Below are 20,026 nucleotides of genomic sequence, written 5' to 3'. Positions count from 1 at the left end.
AATGGCTGGCAAACACATCGGTTACGCAAGAGTAAGCACGAACGAACAAAATTTAGAACGGCAAATGCGATTATTCCGGGAAGCCGGATGCGAAAAAATCTTCACGGATAAAGATTCCGGCCGACAAATGAAGCGAAAAGGATGGGAGGAAGCCAAAGCCTTTTTGCGGGAAGAAGATACCTTATTCATCCATGATCTCAACCGGCTTGGCCGGAGCATGGAAGGCATCAAACAGGAATGGGAAGTCTTAACGAAGATGAAAGTGCATATTGTGGTGTTAAACATGCCGATCTTAGATACCCGGAAGTACGGAGAAATGGAAATTGTCGGGCAGATGGTGATGAACCTATTAAAAGAAGTCTTTGCTTGGATGGCCGAAGAACAATGGAAGCAACGGAAAGAAGCCCAAGATCAAGGCATAGCGATAGCAAAAGCACAAGGAAAGTACAAAGGCCGTCAAACCGAATTTAGTCCCGAAGGCAAGCACCGGGACAAATACTACATGATTATCGACCTTCTGCAGAAAGGCTACGGCCAACAAGAAATTGCCAGACGGATGAATTGCGGACTGTCTACGGTTAAAAGAATTAAAAAAAGAAGTTGTTAGCCCTATCTATACTTGAATAAGGAGGGATACGATGCGTATCAAGGTCTGGATGATATGTATAGTTCTTCTTTCGTTAGCCTGTCTCGTCCTCGGTATCATCGTTTTGGTGACGATTCCTGGCCGGAAGGCCCCAACATCGCTGTTGGTCGCGCAGGGTGTGGTCCTTCTTTTAGTCGGGACGAAGTTTCTGGTGAGCCTGAAACGAACATCGAAACAAAACCATCAGAAAAACGATTCCCGTCCAAGGTAAAGCATTCCATCTTCTGCTCATGGTATTGGTCGACGTGCCTCTTTCTTGAAAAAAGGTAATATAGTAATCGTTATAAAGAGGAAAACTGGAATTTAATGTTAAAATAAGTATAAGGAGGTGTTCAAATGAGTGAAAATAAAGCAACTCCTCAAAGACGACGAGAAAGGTTAAGACAAGAGGAATTAAAACAAAATCCCACAGGTAATATGAATGATTCTTTTCATCGAGCCAACAATGGGGGACCTCGTGAATCTCGTTAACAGTATGGGTTGGAAAGGTACAGGCATACTGATTCTTGTGATCATCATAGGATTTATCACCAGCTCGTTTTTCTTCTATTAAAGAATATATTGGGTGGTCAAAACAAATAAGTGAACGAGAATGCCCAAACATGAACTTCTGACGTTGTCGTTTGCAAGCTATAACCAATACATCTTGCAGCTACAACAGGCACTGTTCAGACGGAATTAAAGCTAAGGAAACCATTCGTTTCCTTAGAAAAAGTTATAATTTATTTAATATGGGCTATTGGGGCAGGGAGTATGAAAATTGACTATTTGTATCATTGAATAATTGTATTATTGCATTTTTGTTTCATTATATCTTTTTCGTTTCGCTTTAAGCATGAAAAGCTTGTTCCCTTTCGTGGGGGAAATTCAGGCATTTTTTAAGGATCAATAGAATAGACGTATAGGCCAGGAAGGAAATGTTCACTAACGGCATAAGCATATGATTTCAGGAGCCAAGCAGCTACCCATTAAAGCCGGTCTTTGTGGTGATGTGATCTAGGTGTACTGGTCGCAGCAATACATCCATGAGATCCGAAAAGACACAGAATAAAGAGGGAAAAGGTCCAGGACGGCTCTCTCTTCCCTCTTTTTATTTTATCGAAAGAGCTTCCGATAAGGGCCGTTATGTGAAGAAATCTAAAATTGAAACGTCTGTCTCTACCCACCAGCTAATTGGTACCACTTGATTATGCTGCGCACGAGGGGACCCATGAACCCCCACAAGCATTGGTGGGGGAAATCAAGCAGTTTATATAGATACAACTGATAATAAAGAACTGTACGATATGCTTTAGAAAGAAAAGTTTTAACATTTGTAAACATGGTGGGGGGCCATGTTACGATTTCATGCAAAACGAGCGTCAAAAAAACCAACTTGATGCTTTTCGGCATTTTGTCGGTTCGTTATAGGAAAAAGTGACTTGATCATTTTCTTTATAAAGGAGGGAGAACAATGTTAGATTGGGAGATTATATGTATAACAACTGTGGCTGGCCGTTTGCCTTATATTGAAGAGGAAATTTGGCAGGCTCAACATCATTTGCATGCGATGGAATATCAGGTATGGCAAGCATGGCGTGAGGCGTGGAGCAGCCAGGAATGCCCTAGAAGGGAGCAATCGCAACGCCAAGCCATGTTTGAGGTCAGCGGAGCTCAAGGGTTATCGGTCCCGGTTGTCCAAGAAATGGTCAGATATGCTGAAAACCGCGTATGGTTAACACTGCCTAAAGAAGAAACCAACCTATAAGACATTGCTTTGAAGTGAATTTTGTGCTGAACATGACAGCGAGGGGCACGCCTGGGAAGGAGATAGCTCCATTGTATGAAAAAATTTCATGCAAGTGACCGAAAGGCTGTTGAACGAAAAGTTCGCGCGTGCTCTCGCTCGTCAACCATAAGAAAGGGAAGCACGCCCTGGCTATGGTTAAGCATTTAGATATTGGAAAGTATTCTTATGAGCCCTGGAGGAACAATAAAGAGTATCGATCGAGAACGTCGCAATCATCTCATGTTTTTGAAGTATTTGTTAAGATAGGGATTTTGGTATATCCCCAGTCGACCACACATGGTACGGTGGCCTAAGAGTCACATTCTTCCCCAAGCACCCCCTTTAACGTTCGATCTGTATTCGAATGGCCAGCCAATCGGCTGGTTTTTTTTAGATTTCATCTCCTTTCATTAACTGCGATGGATATTTCCATATGCCCACCGTACAAAACAATCCTTCCCCCAAGGGGACAATATTCAAATCATCCAATGGTGAATATTCGTTTGAAAAAAGATTAACCATTTTCGTTTGCCCAGTTTCGGCGCCTCCTACGCTTAAACCGAGAGTCAGTCTGTCGTTTATCATGTTGCTCCTAACTTAAAATAGAAGAGCCTATTTTGATAAAGCTTGGCTTTTTATTGATAGATGTATCATTGTCTAGGTGTAAAAACCAAAGAAGCCCTTTGACTTTTTCAGAAGTCAAAGGGCTTCTTTTAGCGCAAGACTACTGATAATCGCGATTATGTTAATTCACTACTTAGATTGTCAATGTAAGTGCCACACGTCTTCTGAAGAAACACCTTCCGTGGTTTTTCCATATAAATCATTGCTAGGGCAACGGGGACTAATCCGAAGTATACGAACACTCCAAACAGTTGCTAACCCACCACGTTCCCGGCCGTCCTTCAATAAGTGCGGCCGTTGCAACCCTTTTGCTTCAGGCCGGGAACTTTTCCGAGCCCTGAGCAGCAATTTTTTAGCATGCGAAGGAACGAATATAGGGAGGTTGTCCAGTCCTGGACATTGAAACGTTTGCATATAGATGGAGATTGTGAGGAACCACGCGATCAGGTGGTAGCTTTGGGGCAGATTTATATAGACGGGTTTGCTGCCTCATCCATCATTTATCTATTCTTGTCCTTGGCTCAAGCTGGCGGAAATAGAAATACCTTTAGCCATCAAGGGTTTTCATCGTTTTTGAAGTCGATAAACGCCCAGCTGATGCTTATCCCGAGCACGATACAAAAAGCCAGGGCTCCATAAGCGATGCCGGCAAACGGCTCTTCGGGCACTAGCCAACCATACAAGAGTACACCGGCGCCTGTCAGTCCTAACGCCCAACTCGTCACGACTTTGCCGACGTGCGACAGAACGTAGGAACCCCCCGTAACGAGACCAAAAGATAAAAGAAAAACTGCGATCAAAAAGCCGTAAGTCGATAGAAAAGTCATGTTTTCTCTCCTTTTTTCTCTCCTTTTTTCTCTCCTTGTTGTTATTGATAATGGGGGCCAATGGCGAGTAGAGAGAGAAGAAACACCATTGAAATGATTGGTGTCGATCGTTGCGCTTAAAAAATAAAATAATAGCTCACTGCCATGAAAACAAAAAAACTATTGGCCATGATGACAAATGGCTGCAAAAGAAGCCACCATAGCCGACCAATGACGGCTAACACAAAACCAATAGCTCCGAATCCCTGGCTGATGATCCAGGAACTAAAACCATCATCCCAGATCAGGTTGGGTAGCCACGACGTCAGACTAAGCAATAAACACAGGGTGCTCTATCTATAAAGCAAACGCAGGCTCATCCATAAGCCTCCTCCCAACACGCTCAAAAAATAGTGTAAGTTATTTCCATTTTCAAGGTTTTGACCTAGAGGTGCAACCACGGAACTTCTTGAGGAAGTAAAATGTAAAATTTCATGGACCGTATTTTTAACAAAAAACACCATTGGCTTTCTTCTGTTAAAAGCAAGGGCTCTTGTTATTTCCTGTTCATTTTAAGGGTTAAACAGATCATATGATCACTGCATTTTTTATACATCTTCCGAATGAAACCATATAAATAGGTTACCATTTTATACAAATCTTTGTGTGTAATTTCGTTGGTGATGATATGTTATGGTAAGGTATAAAAGGTTCATGCTTTGAACCTCGTCTATGGATAGGAGGACATGCCATGTTTTCAATGGTCGCCATTGACTTGGACGGCACGCTGTTGAACAGCGAAAATCAATTAGATGACAAAACCGTACAAACACTTGAAGCAGCCGTCGAAAACGGTATTGCTATCGTTATCGCTACAGGCAGAGCCCACTTTGATGTATGGAACATGCTTCAAAATACATCTCTTCAACCGTGGGTCATTTCGGCGAACGGTGCCGCTATTCACTCGCCGGACCGGGAGTTGTATATTTCGGTGCCTCTTCCCAAAGACACAGGTATGGAAGTCCTTTCATGGCTTCATCAGCAGGAATTCTATTATGAAGCGTTTACCGAAAAAGCGATCTACACCCCCCACAACAGCCGGGAACTGCTTCACATCGAGCAGGACCGGATCAAAAGCGCCAACCCCCATGCGGATACAGCCTCCATGCAGCAAGCAGCGAAACGACAATACAGCCAAAGCGGATTTTCCTTTATGGAAAGCTATCTCGATCTGCATGAGATGAACGTTTCCCTGTATAATATTTTGGCCGTTTCTTTTATCGAAGAAAAGCGCCAGGCAGGGATTGAGCACTTTAAACACCGGGAAGATTTAACCCTCGTTACTTCGGGGAATCATAATTTCGAAATTGAACATACGGGAGCTTCGAAGGGGATTGCGCTCGAAAGACTGGCTACAGCGCTGGTTATACCGTTAAAAGACACCGCTGCCATCGGAGACAATGTCAATGATATCAGTATGCTTGAAACGGCCGGATACGCTGTAGCTATCGGAAACGCCGTGGATGAAGTCAAAACCATGAGCGACCACATTGTCGGGACCAATGACGAACACGGCGTCGCCGAAGCTCTTACCTATATGCTCTATTCGTAAACGATGCCTGTTTTCATCGGTCTTTATCATCCCACGTGCTAGCGCATGTTTGTCTGCCTTTTCGACATATAAACAGAGCTGTTGAAACTTTGTTGGCGTCTAAGCCGGGGTTCGAAGCATTTCTTTGGCCTCGGCTTTTTTCATCTTGAATGGGCTACAGCGATCGAAACCGATTGTGATTATATCGTGACAGATAATCATAAACACTTTCCTGCACGAATCGGATCGATTCAACGTGTAATGCCCAAAGAATTTAAACGTATCATGGTGTGAATAGGTCATAAGAAAGCCCACACGAACGATAGAGACGTTCGTGTGGGCTTTCTTTATATATATCAAAAAGTACACTTTATGAGATGAAAAAAGTTAGTGATTCCTTTCATTAGAATATTCCAGTAAAATGGGAAGTATATACCGGGCCATCGCCAGAAAGAGTGAAAAACATGAAATTTTTACATACAGCGGACTGGCATTTAGGAAAATTAGTTCAAGGCGTTTATATGACAGAAGATCAAAGGTTTATCTTAGAACAGTTTGTCTATGCAGTAGAAGCAGAACAACCAGATGCAGTCATAGTAGCTGGTGATCTTTATGATCGTGCAGTGCCTCCAACGGAAGCTGTAAAATTATTAGACGAGACACTTGAAAAAATTGTGCTAGACTTAAATATTCCTGTGATTGCTGTTGCTGGTAATCATGACAGTCCAAGCCGTCTCCATTTTGCTAGTAGTATTATGAAGTCAAGAGGATTTCACGTCACTGGTGAATTTACTGAAGATTTTGAACCAATAAAACTTAATGATGAATACGGGGAAGTGCACTTTCACACCATTCCTTACACGGACCCTAGCATTATTCGAATAGTTACGGGTGATGAGGAAATACGAACCCATAATGATGCTGCAAGGAAAATTGTAGATCTAATAAAAGAACAAATGGATGCGAAGGCTCGACATGTTTTCGTAGGCCATTTATTTGTTACTCCTTATGGTGAAGAGCAAGAGAATACGAGTGATTCTGAACGTCCGTTGTCTATCGGTGGGGCAGAATACGTCTCTTCAGAAATTTTTAATGTTTTTCACTACACAGCTTTGGGTCATCTTCATCAGGCTCATTATACGGGAGAAAGCACCATTCGTTACTCGGGTTCCCCACTAAAATACTCTTCATCAGAGGCAAAGCATCAAAAAGGATTTTATGTAGTAGATTTAGACGAGCAAGGAAATGCGACTATTGACAAGCAACTCTTTAATCCAAAAAGAGATATGCGAGTTATCAAAGGAAAAATGGAAGAATTACTTAGTGAAACGCCGAGTGAAGATTATGTCTTTGTTCATTTAGAAGATGAGACACCTATACTTTCTCCCATGGAAAAAATACGTGCTGTCTTTCCAAACACCTTGCATATTCATAGAGAAATTTCTGTCTCTACAGCAGGGCATAGTTTCGCGTCTCCTGCCAAGCGCGATGAAATGGACCGTGTCTCTCTTTTCAAATCCTTTTACTATGAAGTGAAAGGGACTGAATTAAAAAAAGAAGAAGAAATAATCTTTAAAGAGATTTTGGAAGAATTCGAGAGGGAGGAGCGAAATCAATGAAGCCAATCAAATTAACGATGACTGCCTTCGGTCCTTATAAGGAAAAAGAAGTCATACAATTCTCTGATCTAAAAGAACATAAGTTGTTTATTATTTCAGGTAATACGGGAGCCGGAAAGACTACTTTATTTGATGGTATTTGTTTTGCGCTTTTTGGAAGCGCGAGTGGAGAAGATCGGGGAGAGCCGAGAATGATGCGCAGTCATTTCGCTCGAGACGACACACCTACGTCCGTAGAATTCGAGTTTGAACTGCAGGATAGATCATATCGTATTCTACGTCAAATGCCTCACGTGAAAGAAGGCAATAAAAGTGCTACTGGAGAAAAATATGAATTCTATGAACAGAGGGGAGAAAACGAATTCCCTTGCGTTGATCGACAAATAGTTAGTGAAATTAATCAAAAGGTGAAGGACTTAATTGGTTTAACTGAAGAGCAATTTAAACAAATCGTTATGCTTCCCCAGGGAGAATTTCGCAAGCTTCTCACTTCTGAAACTGAAAACAAGGAATCCATACTGCGCAAAATATTTAAAACAGAGCCTTATCAATGGTTTGCCAATCAAATGAAAGAAAAGCGTCAAGAAGCAGAAAAACAACACGAGCGGATTAACGTTCAATTGCATCAGCATATAAACCATATTCATGAAGCAGTTCCATATAGAGAAGCATCGACTCTTACAAAAATATTTCATCAAGAAAATTATCTTCCGACACAGGTCATCAGTGGGATGGAAGAAGAAGCGGAATACTTTCAGCATCAATTAGAACAAACTAAAAACGAAATGCAATTGGCGGAAGAAAAACACGAGAAGATGGTTGAAAATTTTTATGAGGCTAAGCAGATTAATCAACAATTTGACCAACTTCGAGAAAAAGAAACTACGTTGCAAGAAATGAGAAAAAGAGAAAAAGAAATTGAAGACAAAAAGCATCGGTTCGAAAATGCCGAAAAAGCAGCTAGTCTGACTCTCTATGACGAGTATAGAGAGAACAGTCGCATTGAGGAGCAGGAAAAACAAGAAGCTCTTGAGGAAATAAAGAACAACATACATGCGGCCGTTGATCGTCGTCAAAAAGCCGAAAGGGTTCACGAAACGGAACAGAGAAAAGAAGACGAGCGAGCTCGTACAGTGTACGAGCTGAACCGTTTCGAAGAACTTCAACCAACTGTGGAAAACGCCGACCAAGATAAACGAATTCTAGATAATCATCAAAAACAAATTGATAAAGAAAATAAGAGTCATGAAGATACAGTAAAAGAACTCAATACTATCCAACAAGAAATCGATGACTTACGAACATTTATTCAGCAAAACGAGGAAGAAACGGAAACACTAACTGAGCAACAAAACCATTTTCAAGAAAAACAAAAGGTTGGTCGTACCTTCCGTAGCTATCTCGAACAGGTTAAAGCGAACGAAGAGCTAAAAACGAGTATGGAGCAAAAGCAAATCCAGTTTGAAAAAGACAAGTCAATGTACCATTCTACAGAGGAAACCTGGATCAAAGGGCAAGCAGTAGTATTGGCAGAACATCTTCACGATGGAGATTCTTGTCCAGTTTGTGGAAGTACTAGTCATCCGAACAAAGCAAAATTTCATGAAAAGATTCCAACGGAGGAGCAGTTTAAGCAAATTCGAAATCAGTATGATCAGTCCCACCAAGCGTTCATGCAAGCGAAAGTGGAGTATCAATCCAAGGTAGAAGAAACTAAACGTTTAAGAGAGGAGGAGCTAGCACAATTTCACTTTTCTACCTACAATGAAGCAGAGAGCATTTTTAATAAACTATATGCTGAAGCAGAGCAAATGAAGCAGAAAATCCAAGAGCTCGAGAAAACCTTCAATTTAATAAAACAAAAACGAAAGCTCAAAGACGACAAAGAAAAGCAATTAAAAACTCTCCAAGAAAAAAAAGAAAAGATAGAAGAAAAAATTCAAGAAATCAAAATTGAGCAAGCCACTGCTAAATCAAGATATGAAGAAAAAATTAGTAACATTCCGGAAAATCTTCGAACACCAACAGAACTGAAAAAGACCATTGATAGTCTAAAAGAAAAGAAAAACCGACTAGAAAAAGAATGGAATCTAGCCCAACAAGAGCTTTCTGAAGCCCGACAAATGGAATTAACGCATCAAACAACCTATACAGAACGAGTTAATCAATTAACAGAAGTTCAAGAAAAACGTAAAAAAACCGAAAACCAATTCTTTTCGGCCATTCAAGATGAAGGTTTTAGCACGGAAGAATCTTATCGTGAGGCTCTTTTGTCGAAAGAAACACGTTTACAACTGAAACAGGAAATCAACGATTATGATTCCACGTTAGAAAAGCTCTCTCAACAAATTAATGACCTAAAACAAGCGCTTGAAGGTCACTATCAAGTTGACCTAGAAGCGATGGAACAAGAGCTTAATAGCTTAAAAGAGAGACTAGAGAACATTAGAAAAAAGAATTCGGAAGCGGAAAATTACCTAAAACTGATTAACAATTATATTACAAAAATAACAGAGACCGTACATGATTTAGACAATAAAGAGAAAAGAGTCGGCGTCATTGCTGATTTGCACGACATGATTCGTGGGAATAACAATAATAAAATTTCCTTTGAACGTTATGTTCAAATTGAATTTCTCGAACAAATTATTGCTGCGGCCAATGAGCGTCTCTACCGAATTACAGACGGACAGTTTCACCTCATCCGTAGTGATCGTCAGGAAAGTCGCGGCAAGCAAAGCGGCTTAAGTCTGGATGTTTACGATGCCTATACGGGGCAAAATCGGGATGTTAAAACTTTATCTGGTGGGGAAAAATTTAATGCTTCCTTGAGTATGGCCCTTGGAATGTCGGATATCATTCAAAGTTATCAGGGTGGTATAACGATTGATACCATGTTCATTGATGAAGGATTTGGTTCCCTGGATGAAGAGTCTCTGCATAAAGTCATTGATACATTGATTGATCTACAAAAATCCGGACGCACCATTGGAGTTATTTCTCATGTGCAAGAGATGAAAAAAGTCTTTCCAGCAATTCTTGAAGTTTCTAAAACGCTTGAAGGATATAGCCAAACTCGTTTTTTAGTAAGTTAAATATAACGAAGCATAAATATTACAATAATAAAAACAGCCATTCGGTACTGACTCCTAAGTACTGAATGGCTGTTTTTAGCTTACAGCCCATTGAACACTAATCGACCAAGGAAAAACTCTTCAATTTTGAAAGTGTTTTTCTATGTCTTCATAGCAAGTGATCATGTTGAATTCTCCGCTGAATTCTTCACTATTAGTTTCTCGATCGAGTATATTGAGAAATAAATTTTCTGTTTTTTTTCTATATACTTTATTTTCATCAGTTGGGTTGTGAATTAATTCAAAAGTAAAGGCTGTTTTATTTTTGCTTGAAAGTTCTTCATGGCCAATGGCAACTTCAAATGTTTTATTAGCACAATATATATATATGCCATTATCGCCCTCAGAGAGATCGAATATATTTTTACATTTAGTTTCTTGAGCTTGGTATTGAGAGGAGGCGTAATGTTGATGATTGTCGGCATCATGTAAAACTGCATAGCTGGTATTGAATTGATTTAAAATTTTCATTAAAGTACAAATAGTGTCTTTACCTCTAGCTCTTAATATATGTACGTTTTTATCGTGGACTTCTGCAAAGTGCTGAAATGCTAGATATTCAGTGTCTCCTTCAACTATGATAATGTTGTCAGCAAAGAAAAATTCACTTACATGGGAATCAACATAGTTCATTACTTTCATATTTTTTATATCATCGTCTTCGAACCGAATTCTTGTGGATTTGAACAAATCAATAGCTTTATCTTTAGACACACGAAACACTTGAAGATTTGAATGTTCTTTGGAAAGGTCAATCAGTATTGGAGAATGGGTAGAAATAATTAAAGGCATATTCCCTCCTATTTGATAAAGAGAGCTACTTAGGGCGCGTATTGCTTCTGGATGAAGAAAGGCCTCGGGTTCATCAATTAACAATAATTTATTATCGCTACCAATAACTTTTTCAGAAATTAATTTCTGTATTAAATAGATTAGGCTCATTCGTTGCAGACCGGTACCTTGATTCTCTAATGGCATATTGTCCGTAGCTTGTTGATCTTTAACTGTTACTTTAGAAGAAGTAGATTTAATGATATCAGCAGGAGAGAATCCTTGGCTTTCTCCACCAGAAATTTGGATAGAAAGTTGCTGATTTGAAAAAAGTCTTTGCAAGTCTCCAGACACTACATTGCTTACATATTCTAACGAATTGTCAACATTGCCAGTGATTTCTTCTAGAAAAGATGGTACAGCCTTTTGCACTTGCCGGTATTTTTCTAAAAGTTCTTCTTCTCCTTCTTGAACTTCTCCCTTATCAAAAGTTTCAAGCTTTTCTTTAAGGACGTCAGTGTAAATGTCTTGAATAAGTTTGTTTATATCTTCTGGTGACATATTTGGTGTTATATAAAATGGTGGATTCTCTAATAAATTATTGATAAGTTCAGCATCTTCGCCTGTTTTCTTAGCTTCTTGATTTCCTATCAAAAACTTAGCTGCTTTTTCTGCTTCATATTTTTTTTGAATTTCATACTCTTCGCCATTTTCTGCTCTTAAAATAGCTTTCATTGAAATAATTTCTCTTTTATTAGAAAAACAATCTAATGGAATACAATTAGCTTTTATGTTTTTTTTATAAAAGTGGTTCAAGGCTTCTAAAATAGTAGATTTACCGGTATTATTTCTACCAGTCAAGATAGACATATTTTCTTCACTAAATTTAATCGAAAATTCGTTTTTGAAAATTTTATAATTTTTGACACTAAATTCTACAAGCCTCATAAAACTTCCCCCTTAGAAATTAATGTAATTATTACCTCTTACTATTTTTTCATAAAATTCAAAATACGTATATAATATTGAAATACTTTCCACTACTTTTATTGTAATAAAGTTCCTTCTAATCGTTGAAAAAGGTAGACTTTTCGCCACGCGTTGAAATCATACACATCAAGGAGTTATAAGCGTGGCAAAATATCCAATTGCTATTTTTGCCACGTTGTATAATTGGCACGGCTTTTTTGATACACTAAATAGATGAAATGACTATGTTAACGAGCAAGGAGTCGACCGATCATGGATAATCGGAATTATGGATACATACGCGTCAGCAGCCGCGACCAAAATGAAGCTCGTCAAATGGATGCGATGAAAGAAGCCGGCATTCTGGAACGGGATATTTTTGTGGATCACGTGAGTGGAAAAAATTTCGAGCGCGAACAGTATCAATTATTAAAACGCATTCTCCGTAAAGGGGACGTGCTGACCATTCATTCGCTGGACCGATTTGGTCGAAACAAAGACGAGATTTTGCAGGAATGGAACGAGCTGACAAAAACAATGCAGTGCGACATTGTGGTGTTGGATATGCCGCTTTTAGATACTCGGGAACAAAATGATTCCATGCGCACATTCATTGTCGATATGGTCCTGCAGATTTTGTCCTGGATTGCGGAAGAAGAGCGCACGCGCATTCGCCAGCGGCAACGCGAAGGGATTGATTCGGCCCAACGTAAAGGCGTGAAGCTGGGGCGACCGCAGGCCCCTCTCGATGAGCATTTTGTGGACGTCTATCATCAGTGGAAACAGGGAAAAATCACGGCGGTAGAAGCTGCCAAGCGGGTGAACGTCAATAAAACCACGTATTATCGAATGGTTAAACGATACGAAAAAGAAAACACTTAATTATAATTAATTCTTTAATATTAAAATTACCATACATGGGTATAGTATGATATATTAGAAATAAGGAATGGATATTTGTGCAACATATGGAAGGACAAACAAAATAATTTAGAAGGAGTGATATTAATGGCAAAACATGAGGACGAAAAACATAAGCATAGCGAACACAACCACCATAACCATGACCATCATGATGGTGAAGAACATAGCCATGACAGTCATCAAAGTCATGCTCATGACCATGACAGTCACGGGGGACATGACCATGGCGGCCACGGAGGTCATGGGCACCATGATCATGGAGATATGATTGGAGATTTCAAGAAACGATTCTTTATTTCTTTAATTTTTACCATTCCAATTCTCGCTTTATCACCTATGATTCAAGATTTCATGGGAGTTGATTGGCGTTTCATTGGTGATATGTATATTTTATTTGCATTATCAACCGTAGTATTTTTCTATGGTGGCTGGCCATTTATAACAGGCGGAATCAGTGAGTTGAAAGATAAGAACCCTGGAATGATGACACTCATTGCGCTTGCGATTACTATAGCGTACGGATACAGCACCATGGTTGTATTCGGCTGGGAAGGCAGTCAGCTATTCTGGGAACTGGCTACATTGGTTGACATTATGTTACTCGGTCACTGGATTGAAATGCGGTCTGTGATGGGTGCATCCAACGCGCTTGAACAGCTGGTGAAACTTATGCCAAACGAAGCACATCGATTAGATGATAATGATCAAGTACAGGATGTCCCATTATCGGAGTTGGGAAATAATGACAGGGTACTTATAAAACCGGGCGAAAAGATCCCTGTAGACGGAACGATTATTGATGGGAATTCGGCTATTGATGAATCTATGCTTACGGGGGAATCTGTTCCGGTTGAAAAAAATAAAGGTGATGAAGTCATCGGCGGATCGATTAATAAGGAAGGCTCTCTTACCGTAAAGGTTGAAAAAACAGGGGAAGATTCCTATTTATCACAGGTTATTACAATGGTAAAGGAAGCACAGGAATCAAAATCCAGAACACAGGATTTGACGAACCGCGCGGCTAAGTGGTTATTTTACCTTGCACTAGCTGCTGGTTTTGCAACCTTATTTATTTGGTTGCTCTTGGGGTACTCTTTTGATGTTGCCATTGAACGGATGGTTACCGTTATGGTTATTACTTGTCCGCATGCACTCGGGTTAGCAGCACCTCTTGTTGTAGCAGTTTCTACATCTATTTCTGCCAAAAAAGGATTGCTAATTCGGAACCGTGCTAATTTTGAAGGGGCACGTAATTTAAATGCGGTTGTTTTTGACAAAACAGGTACACTGACAAAAGGTGAATTTGGTGTAACTAATATCGTGCCTAGTGAGGGATATAACGAAGGAGATCTTTTAAAATATGCATCCACTGTAGAACAAAACTCTGAACATCCGATAGCAACCGGGATTGTGAAGGAAGCGAAAGAACAAGAGGTTGCTTTAGGAAAATTAACTGATTTCGAGTCGATAACAGGAAAAGGAATTCAAGGGAAAGTGGACGGAAGAAAAGTAAATGTTGTCAGTCCGGGTTATGTAAGTGATAATAATTTTAGTTACGATCAGCAGTTGTTTAATGAAATGTCAGAAGAAGGAAAGACCGTCGTATTTGTTCTGCTTGAAGATGAATTGATCGGGATGATCGCGTTAGCAGATATCGTTCGTGAAACAGCAAAAGAAGCTATTTCAACCCTGAAGGAAAATGGAATACATTCCATTATGCTAACAGGAGACAATAAAAAGGTTGCAAACTGGGTAGCAAAACAACTGGGTATCGATGAAGTCTATGCAGAAGTTTTACCGGATGACAAAGCGAATCAGGTGAAACAAATACAAGCAAAAGGCTGGAAGGTTGCTATGACGGGTGATGGTGTGAATGATGCGCCGGCACTTGCTACAGCTGATTTGGGAATTGCTATTGGCGCAGGTACGGATGTAGCAATGGAAACAGCTGATGTGGTGCTTGTGAAAAGCAACCCGAATGATGTTGTGGCACTAATGGATTTATCGAAAAAAACCTATCGGAAAATGGTCCAGAATCTCTGGTGGGCGACAGGTTATAATATTTTTGCCATACCACTCGCAGCAGGTGTCCTAGCGCCGATTGGCATTGTACTAAGTCCTGCAGTAGGGGCAGTATTGATGAGTTTGAGTACCATTATTGTTGCGATAAATGCAAAACTATTAAAAGCTTAAGTAATGTCATCAAACAGCTATTTAAAGTAAAACTCTAGCGTGAGGTTATTGTAGTAAACTCACGCTAGATCTTTTCGAAGAAGACATGGAGTTTATTATAGAAGTAAAAGAATAAGCAATAGGGGGGAGAGAGATGGCTAAATATCATTTGGAAATCTACACGAGACCTACTTGTTCGGATTGCCAGGACCTGAAAAAATTCTTGGAAGGTCATCATATTCCGCACAAGCAATATGATTTGGCAAAACAACCATCAAAAGAAAAAGATCTTATAAAGATAACGGGAAATAGAATCGTACCAGCACTTGTATTTTCTGATCCATCCCTTTTGAGGTTGGTGAGAAAGCCAAAAAGTATGATTGGGTTTGAAAGGAATAAGGATGAAATAAAAAGGCTGCTAAATGTAGGATAGCTAATATCATTATGATTAGAGCGAGAGTATTTTTGGCTAAATCCCCCCCTAGCTAGTATGGTAATTATGAAAAAGGTGTAATTTAACTTTTTCCTGATTTTTTTGTTGACAAATATACCATGCGGGGGTATAGCATAAGTATAAAAGAAAAGGAAGTGATTCATTTGGATAAATTCTTACGTGATCACCCAAGTACCCCAAGAACAGAAGCTGAAAAGGAAAAAATGATTAATCGTTTAAAACGTATAGAAGGTCAAGTTCGTGGAATACAGAAAATGGTGGAAGAGGATCGCTATTGTGTAGATATTTTAGTACAAATTAGCGCCATTCAATCCGCATTAAAAAATGTAGGTTTCGCAGTCACGGAACGACATATCAACCATTGTGTCAGTGATGCGATTAAACAAGGTGAAGGCGCGGAAACGATTGAAGAATTAATGAGTGTACTGAAGCAGTTTTCCAAGTAGTTAGGAGGGAGCATTCATGAGTGAAACCGAAACAAACCATGCAACACTTGGTGTGACAGGCATGACCTGTGCTGCTTGTTCCAATCGTATTGAAAAAGTTTTAAATAAAATGGATGGAGTAGATGCACAGGTTAATTTAACGACAGAAAAAGCAACAGTAGACTATGATTCAGAGAAAACCTCCATCGAAGATATTTCGAATAAAATTGAAAAAGTCGGCTACGGCGTTTTAATGGAACAAACAGATTTAGATGTTTTTGGAATGACCTGTGCCGCCTGTTCAACCCGTATTGAAAAGGTATTGAATAAGCAAGACGGGGTTAAATCTGCAAATGTAAACTTAACAACAGAAACGGCATCTGTAGAATATAACCCAGGACTCGTAGATACAAAAGGAATCATTGAGAAAATCAAAAAATTGGGTTATGATGCGCAACTTAAAGCGGAAGCAGAAGAAAAGCAAACGCATAAAGAAAAAGAAATTAAAAATATGAAGACGAAATTAATCGTTTCAGCCGTGTTAACTGCGCCGCTAATAGTAACCATGTTGGTTCATTTATTTAATATGAATATACCGGATATATTCATGAATCCGTGGTTCCAATTTGCACTCGCAACACCAGTACAATTTATTATCGGCTGGCAGTTTTATGTTGGTGCATATAAGAACCTTCGTAATGGCGGGGCAAACATGGATGTACTTGTTGCATTAGGAACGAGTGCAGCATATTTCTATAGTTTATTCGAAGCGTTTAGGACCATCGGTAATCCAGTGTACGAACCGCATTTGTACTTTGAAACAAGTGCTGTAATCATTACGTTGATTTTATTTGGGAAGTATTTGGAAACAAGAGCAAAAAGCCAGACAACGAATGCACTATCTTCTTTGCTTAATTTACAGGCAAAAGAAGCTCGCGTGATAAGAAATGGCGAGGAAATCATGACTCCAGTTGAGGAAGTTGTCGTTGGTGATCGATTAGTTGTAAAACCTGGAGAAAAAATACCTGTGGACGGTAGGATTGTAAAAGGAAGAACCTCTGTAGATGAATCGATGATTACAGGGGAGTCCATCCCGATTGAAAAAGACGTAGATGCTAGCGTAATCGGCTCAACGATAAACAAAAACGGTTCGATTGAAATGCATGCAACGAAGGTTGGTAAAGATACGGCACTTGCATCGATTGTGAAAGTAGTCGAGGATGCACAGGGATCGAAAGCACCAATCCAGCGACTAGCCGACGTCATTTCCGGCTATTTCGTACCAATCGTTGTAGGTATTGCCATTTTAACATTTACTGTATGGATCGCGTTTGTCCAACCTGGGCAATTTGAACCTGCTTTAGTCGCAGCGATTGCTGTCCTTGTGATTGCATGTCCTTGTGCTTTAGGCCTTGCAACACCAACATCTATTATGGTTGGCACAGGAAAAGGTGCAGAAAATGGCATTCTTTTTAAAGGTGGAGAACATCTCGAGCGTACCCATGCATTAAATGCAATCGTGTTGGATAAAACGGGAACAATTACAAAAGGAAAACCTGAAGTAACAAACTTTACAGGTGATGATGAGACATTACAATTACTCGCTAGTGCGGAAAAAGGTTCCGAGCATCCACTTGCAGAAGCGATTGTTGCCTATGCAACAGAACAAGATATTGAGTTAGGTGAAGTAGATGATTTCAATGCGATACCTGGTCATGGTATCGAAGCTACGATTTCCAGCAATAACATTCTTGTAGGAAATCGAAAACTCATGCAAGATCACCAAGTTGATGTTGGTAGTGCGGAGCAGGAATTGATCGACTATGAAGTGGATGGAAAAACAGCGATGTTAATTGCTGTTGATGGGAAGTATCGCGGAATTGTTGCCGTTGCAGATACGATTAAAGAAACAGCACCACAAGCAATTAAAGAGTTACAAGAAGAAGGCTTGGAAGTTATCATGTTAACAGGCGATAACGAGCGAACTGCACAAGCAATTGCAAAGCAGGTAGGAATTGATCAAGTAATAGCCCAAGTATTGCCTGAAGAAAAAGCGGATAAAGTAAAAGAAATTCAGTTACAAGGTAAAAAGGTTGGAATGGTTGGGGACGGGGTAAATGATGCTCCTGCGCTTGCAATCGCCGATATTGGAATTGCCATTGGAACTGGTACAGAAGTGGCCATTGAAGCTGCTGACATTACGATTCTTGGTGGGGAGCTATTGCTCATACCGAAAGCCATTAAAATCAGCCATGCGACAATTAGAAATATCCGTCAAAACCTCTTCTGGGCATTCGGCTACAACACAGCAGGAATCCCGGTTGCAGCAGTTGGATTACTTGCACCATGGGTTGCCGGTGCAGCTATGGCATTAAGTTCAGTAAGTGTTGTTTCTAACTCCCTTCGCTTGAAGAGAGTTAAGATATAACTTTTTCTAAAACCTTTAAAGGGGGTGAAAAAGCATGGGACAAAAAACTCTAGATGTTCAAGGCATGACATGCGGACATTGCAAAATGTCCGTTGAAGGTGCATTAAATGAATTAGATGGCGTATCAGCAGCTGAAGTTAACTTAAAATCTGGCAAAGTAGATGTTACTTTTGAGGAATCAAAAGTAAAAGTTGAGACACTAAAAGAAGCTGTTGAAGATCAAGGCTATGATGTTAGTTCCTAAATATAAAATGACAAAGCTGGTTTTCTGACTGGAAAATCAGCTTTGTCATGTAAAGAATTAAAGAAAAGTGGGAAAAGGCAGCCATGATAGGTGATGGCTTTAATAATGCCCCAGCATCAGCCGGATCCGATCTTGGTATTGGGTATTGCGATAGAAAGCTGGTACGGATGTCACCATCGAAACAGATGTCGTCTTAGTGAATGATTAAAACGAGCAAAATACAAGCGAGGAATCAACCTCCGATTCACAAGGTAATATGTCTCATGGTATGTCCAGTTCTGGAGAAGTTCCTTTCCGAGGTGAGGTGAATGAAGAATGGGAAAATGGTTTCCATCTATTTATGATTTGTTAATGAGACCGCTTGAACAAACTAAGTTTAAGAAAATACGTAAAACATTGGTAAGTCAGGCTGTAGGAAGGGTGCTGGAGGTTGGTTCAGGTACAGGAGTGAACTTTCCTCACTATCTGGATGCAACACGGGTAGATGCAATTGAACCGAACCCTTTGATGAAGGAACGAGCACTTAAAAGGACGGAGAGAGCATGTATCCCTATTCAAACCTATCTGGTCAAAGCGGAAAAGCTTCCGTTTGCGGATAATACATTTGATTCAGTTGTAGCCACGCTTGTTTTTTGTACCATTCCAGAACCGATGAAGGCTCTGTAACTGTCAAGTTAAATTGAACACTTTTTGCTCATTAATTTTGAACAGTTTAACCTTCAAATATAGTACTTCGATTTTTTAATCGAAGGCTTTCTCCTGATAACTGTATTACTTCTGCACGATGGATAATTCTATCCAAAATTGCTGCAGTTATTGCTGGGTCTCCCAATAATTCACCCCAGTCACTTGGTCCTTTATTTGATGTCAATATAATTGATGTTTGATTATACAATTCATTTATTAAGTGAAAGAATAGATTCGCTTCGAGAGCGTAAAATATTTTGTGTAAACGAGCGAACAAGAAAAAAGGAAGTCCTTTTCTAGTAGAATGAAGTTACCGACCACATCCATAGAAAAGAGGACTTCCCTATGAATGATTTTACTACAGATATTGCTCACGCTCTAGTCCAACATCAGGACGTGAACGAGATCTTTCGATCTCACCTGGAACACGCCGTCAACCAGCTGCTTCAAACCGAATTAACGTCCTTTCTGGATTACGACAAATACGATGCCTCCGGCATTGGTTCTGGCAATTCCCGCAACGGCACGTACGAACGCACGCTGAAAACCGAATTTGGAGAGCTGTCGCTGGCGATCCCCCGGGACCGGAACGGAGACTTTCACCAACAGACGGTCGCGCCGTACAAACGGACGAACGACACGCTGGAAGCGTTTGTGATGCATATGTACCACAAGGGCGTCACTACCGCGGAGATCGCCGATCTCCTCGAACGCATGTACGGCCATCATTACACGCCGCAGACCATTTCCAACATGACCCAGAC

The 20,026-nt window shown here is 40.1% G+C and carries 16 protein-coding genes and 2 pseudogenes; 15 read left to right on the top strand and 3 right to left on the bottom strand.

What is annotated here, in order from left to right:
- The first annotated feature begins 1 nt into the window (after nucleotide 1).
- From Q0757_RS14280 to Q0757_RS14265, 4 genes and pseudogenes are all read left to right on the top strand, one after another.
- Nucleotides 2–607, top strand: a complete 606-nt coding sequence (locus tag Q0757_RS14280) for a recombinase family protein (protein WP_298788523.1) — start codon at nucleotides 2–4, stop codon at nucleotides 605–607.
- Nucleotides 608–638: 31 nt separating this feature from the next.
- Nucleotides 639–857 carry a hypothetical protein gene (locus Q0757_RS14275; RefSeq protein ID WP_298788521.1) on the top strand — a complete coding sequence of 73 codons (219 nt, stop codon included), beginning with the start codon at nucleotides 639–641 and terminating at the stop codon, nucleotides 855–857.
- Nucleotides 858–982: 125 nt separating this feature from the next.
- A pseudogene (locus tag Q0757_RS14270) lies at nucleotides 983–1,199 on the top strand (DUF6366 family protein).
- Between the two features lie 900 nt (nucleotides 1,200–2,099).
- Nucleotides 2,100–2,393 (top strand): hypothetical protein, encoded by a 294-nt coding sequence (locus Q0757_RS14265; RefSeq protein WP_298788519.1) that lies wholly within the window; start codon nucleotides 2,100–2,102, stop codon nucleotides 2,391–2,393.
- Between the two features lie 1,199 nt (nucleotides 2,394–3,592).
- On the opposite strand, the gene Q0757_RS14260 is transcribed toward Q0757_RS14265, so the two are convergent.
- Nucleotides 3,593–3,865: a hypothetical protein gene (locus tag Q0757_RS14260; RefSeq protein WP_298788517.1), complete on the bottom strand. Its 273-nt coding sequence runs from the start codon at nucleotides 3,863–3,865 to the stop codon at nucleotides 3,593–3,595.
- Nucleotides 3,866–4,595: 730 nt separating this feature from the next.
- On the opposite strand from Q0757_RS14260, the gene Q0757_RS14255 reads away from it, so the two are divergent.
- The 3 genes from Q0757_RS14255 (at nucleotide 4,596) to Q0757_RS14245 (ending at nucleotide 10,149) form a co-directional block, all read left to right on the top strand.
- Nucleotides 4,596–5,456 carry a Cof-type HAD-IIB family hydrolase gene (locus tag Q0757_RS14255; RefSeq protein WP_298788515.1) on the top strand — a complete coding sequence of 287 codons (861 nt, stop codon included), beginning with the start codon at nucleotides 4,596–4,598 and terminating at the stop codon, nucleotides 5,454–5,456.
- A 443-nt stretch (nucleotides 5,457–5,899) separates the two neighbouring features.
- Entirely contained in the window at nucleotides 5,900–7,054 is a 1,155-nt protein-coding gene (locus Q0757_RS14250; protein WP_298788513.1) for an exonuclease SbcCD subunit D, read from the top strand.
- Nucleotides 7,051–10,149: an SMC family ATPase gene (locus Q0757_RS14245; protein ID WP_298788511.1), complete on the top strand. Its 3,099-nt coding sequence runs from the start codon at nucleotides 7,051–7,053 to the stop codon at nucleotides 10,147–10,149. Before Q0757_RS14250 ends, Q0757_RS14245 begins: the two co-directional genes overlap by 4 nt.
- 120 nt (nucleotides 10,150–10,269) lie before the next feature.
- Here Q0757_RS14245 and Q0757_RS14240 read toward each other — a convergent pair whose 3' ends face one another.
- The gene (locus tag Q0757_RS14240; RefSeq protein WP_298788509.1) at nucleotides 10,270–11,907 is read right to left on the bottom strand and encodes an ATP-dependent endonuclease; all 1,638 of its coding nucleotides are present in this window, start codon (nucleotides 11,905–11,907) and stop codon (nucleotides 10,270–10,272) included.
- A gap of 294 nt (nucleotides 11,908–12,201) precedes the next feature.
- On the opposite strand from Q0757_RS14240, the gene Q0757_RS14235 reads away from it, so the two are divergent.
- The 7 genes from Q0757_RS14235 to Q0757_RS14205 all read left to right on the top strand — a co-directional run bounded on the left by Q0757_RS14235 (nucleotide 12,202) and on the right by Q0757_RS14205 (nucleotide 19,241).
- Nucleotides 12,202–12,810 carry a recombinase family protein gene (locus Q0757_RS14235; RefSeq protein ID WP_298788507.1) on the top strand — a complete coding sequence of 203 codons (609 nt, stop codon included), beginning with the start codon at nucleotides 12,202–12,204 and terminating at the stop codon, nucleotides 12,808–12,810.
- A gap of 126 nt (nucleotides 12,811–12,936) precedes the next feature.
- Nucleotides 12,937–15,045, top strand: a complete 2,109-nt coding sequence (locus Q0757_RS14230; protein WP_298788505.1) for a heavy metal translocating P-type ATPase — start codon at nucleotides 12,937–12,939, stop codon at nucleotides 15,043–15,045.
- A 133-nt stretch (nucleotides 15,046–15,178) separates the two neighbouring features.
- Nucleotides 15,179–15,457, top strand: coding sequence for a glutaredoxin family protein (locus tag Q0757_RS14225; protein WP_090928385.1), 279 nt, complete (start codon nucleotides 15,179–15,181; stop codon nucleotides 15,455–15,457).
- Between the two features lie 164 nt (nucleotides 15,458–15,621).
- Nucleotides 15,622–15,924, top strand: coding sequence for a metal-sensing transcriptional repressor (locus Q0757_RS14220; protein ID WP_298788496.1), 303 nt, complete (start codon nucleotides 15,622–15,624; stop codon nucleotides 15,922–15,924).
- A 16-nt stretch (nucleotides 15,925–15,940) separates the two neighbouring features.
- Nucleotides 15,941–18,331, top strand: coding sequence for a heavy metal translocating P-type ATPase (locus Q0757_RS14215; protein ID WP_298788494.1), 2,391 nt, complete (start codon nucleotides 15,941–15,943; stop codon nucleotides 18,329–18,331).
- 34 nt (nucleotides 18,332–18,365) lie between these two features.
- The gene (gene copZ / locus Q0757_RS14210) at nucleotides 18,366–18,575 is read left to right on the top strand and encodes a copper chaperone CopZ (RefSeq protein ID WP_298788492.1); all 210 of its coding nucleotides are present in this window, start codon (nucleotides 18,366–18,368) and stop codon (nucleotides 18,573–18,575) included.
- Between the two features lie 315 nt (nucleotides 18,576–18,890).
- A complete protein-coding gene (locus tag Q0757_RS14205; RefSeq protein ID WP_298788490.1) occupies nucleotides 18,891–19,241 on the top strand; it encodes a class I SAM-dependent methyltransferase in 351 nt (116 codons plus the stop codon).
- A gap of 46 nt (nucleotides 19,242–19,287) precedes the next feature.
- Here the strand turns inward: Q0757_RS14205 and Q0757_RS14200 are convergent.
- Nucleotides 19,288–19,503: pseudogene (locus Q0757_RS14200) on the bottom strand (ATP-binding protein); the annotation flags it as partial.
- 104 nt (nucleotides 19,504–19,607) lie between these two features.
- Between Q0757_RS14200 and Q0757_RS14195 the strand changes: the two are divergent.
- Nucleotides 19,608–20,026: transposase (locus Q0757_RS14195; RefSeq protein WP_298788488.1), on the top strand; the 419-nt coding region annotated here is incomplete at its 3' end.

The sequence above is a fragment of the uncultured Marinococcus sp. genome (genome assembly GCF_947493875.1).
In the GTDB taxonomy this organism is placed as follows: domain Bacteria; phylum Bacillota; class Bacilli; order Bacillales; family Marinococcaceae; genus Marinococcus.
Note: the sequence above shows the minus strand (reverse complement) of the source record. Positions and strands in the feature narration are given on the sequence as shown.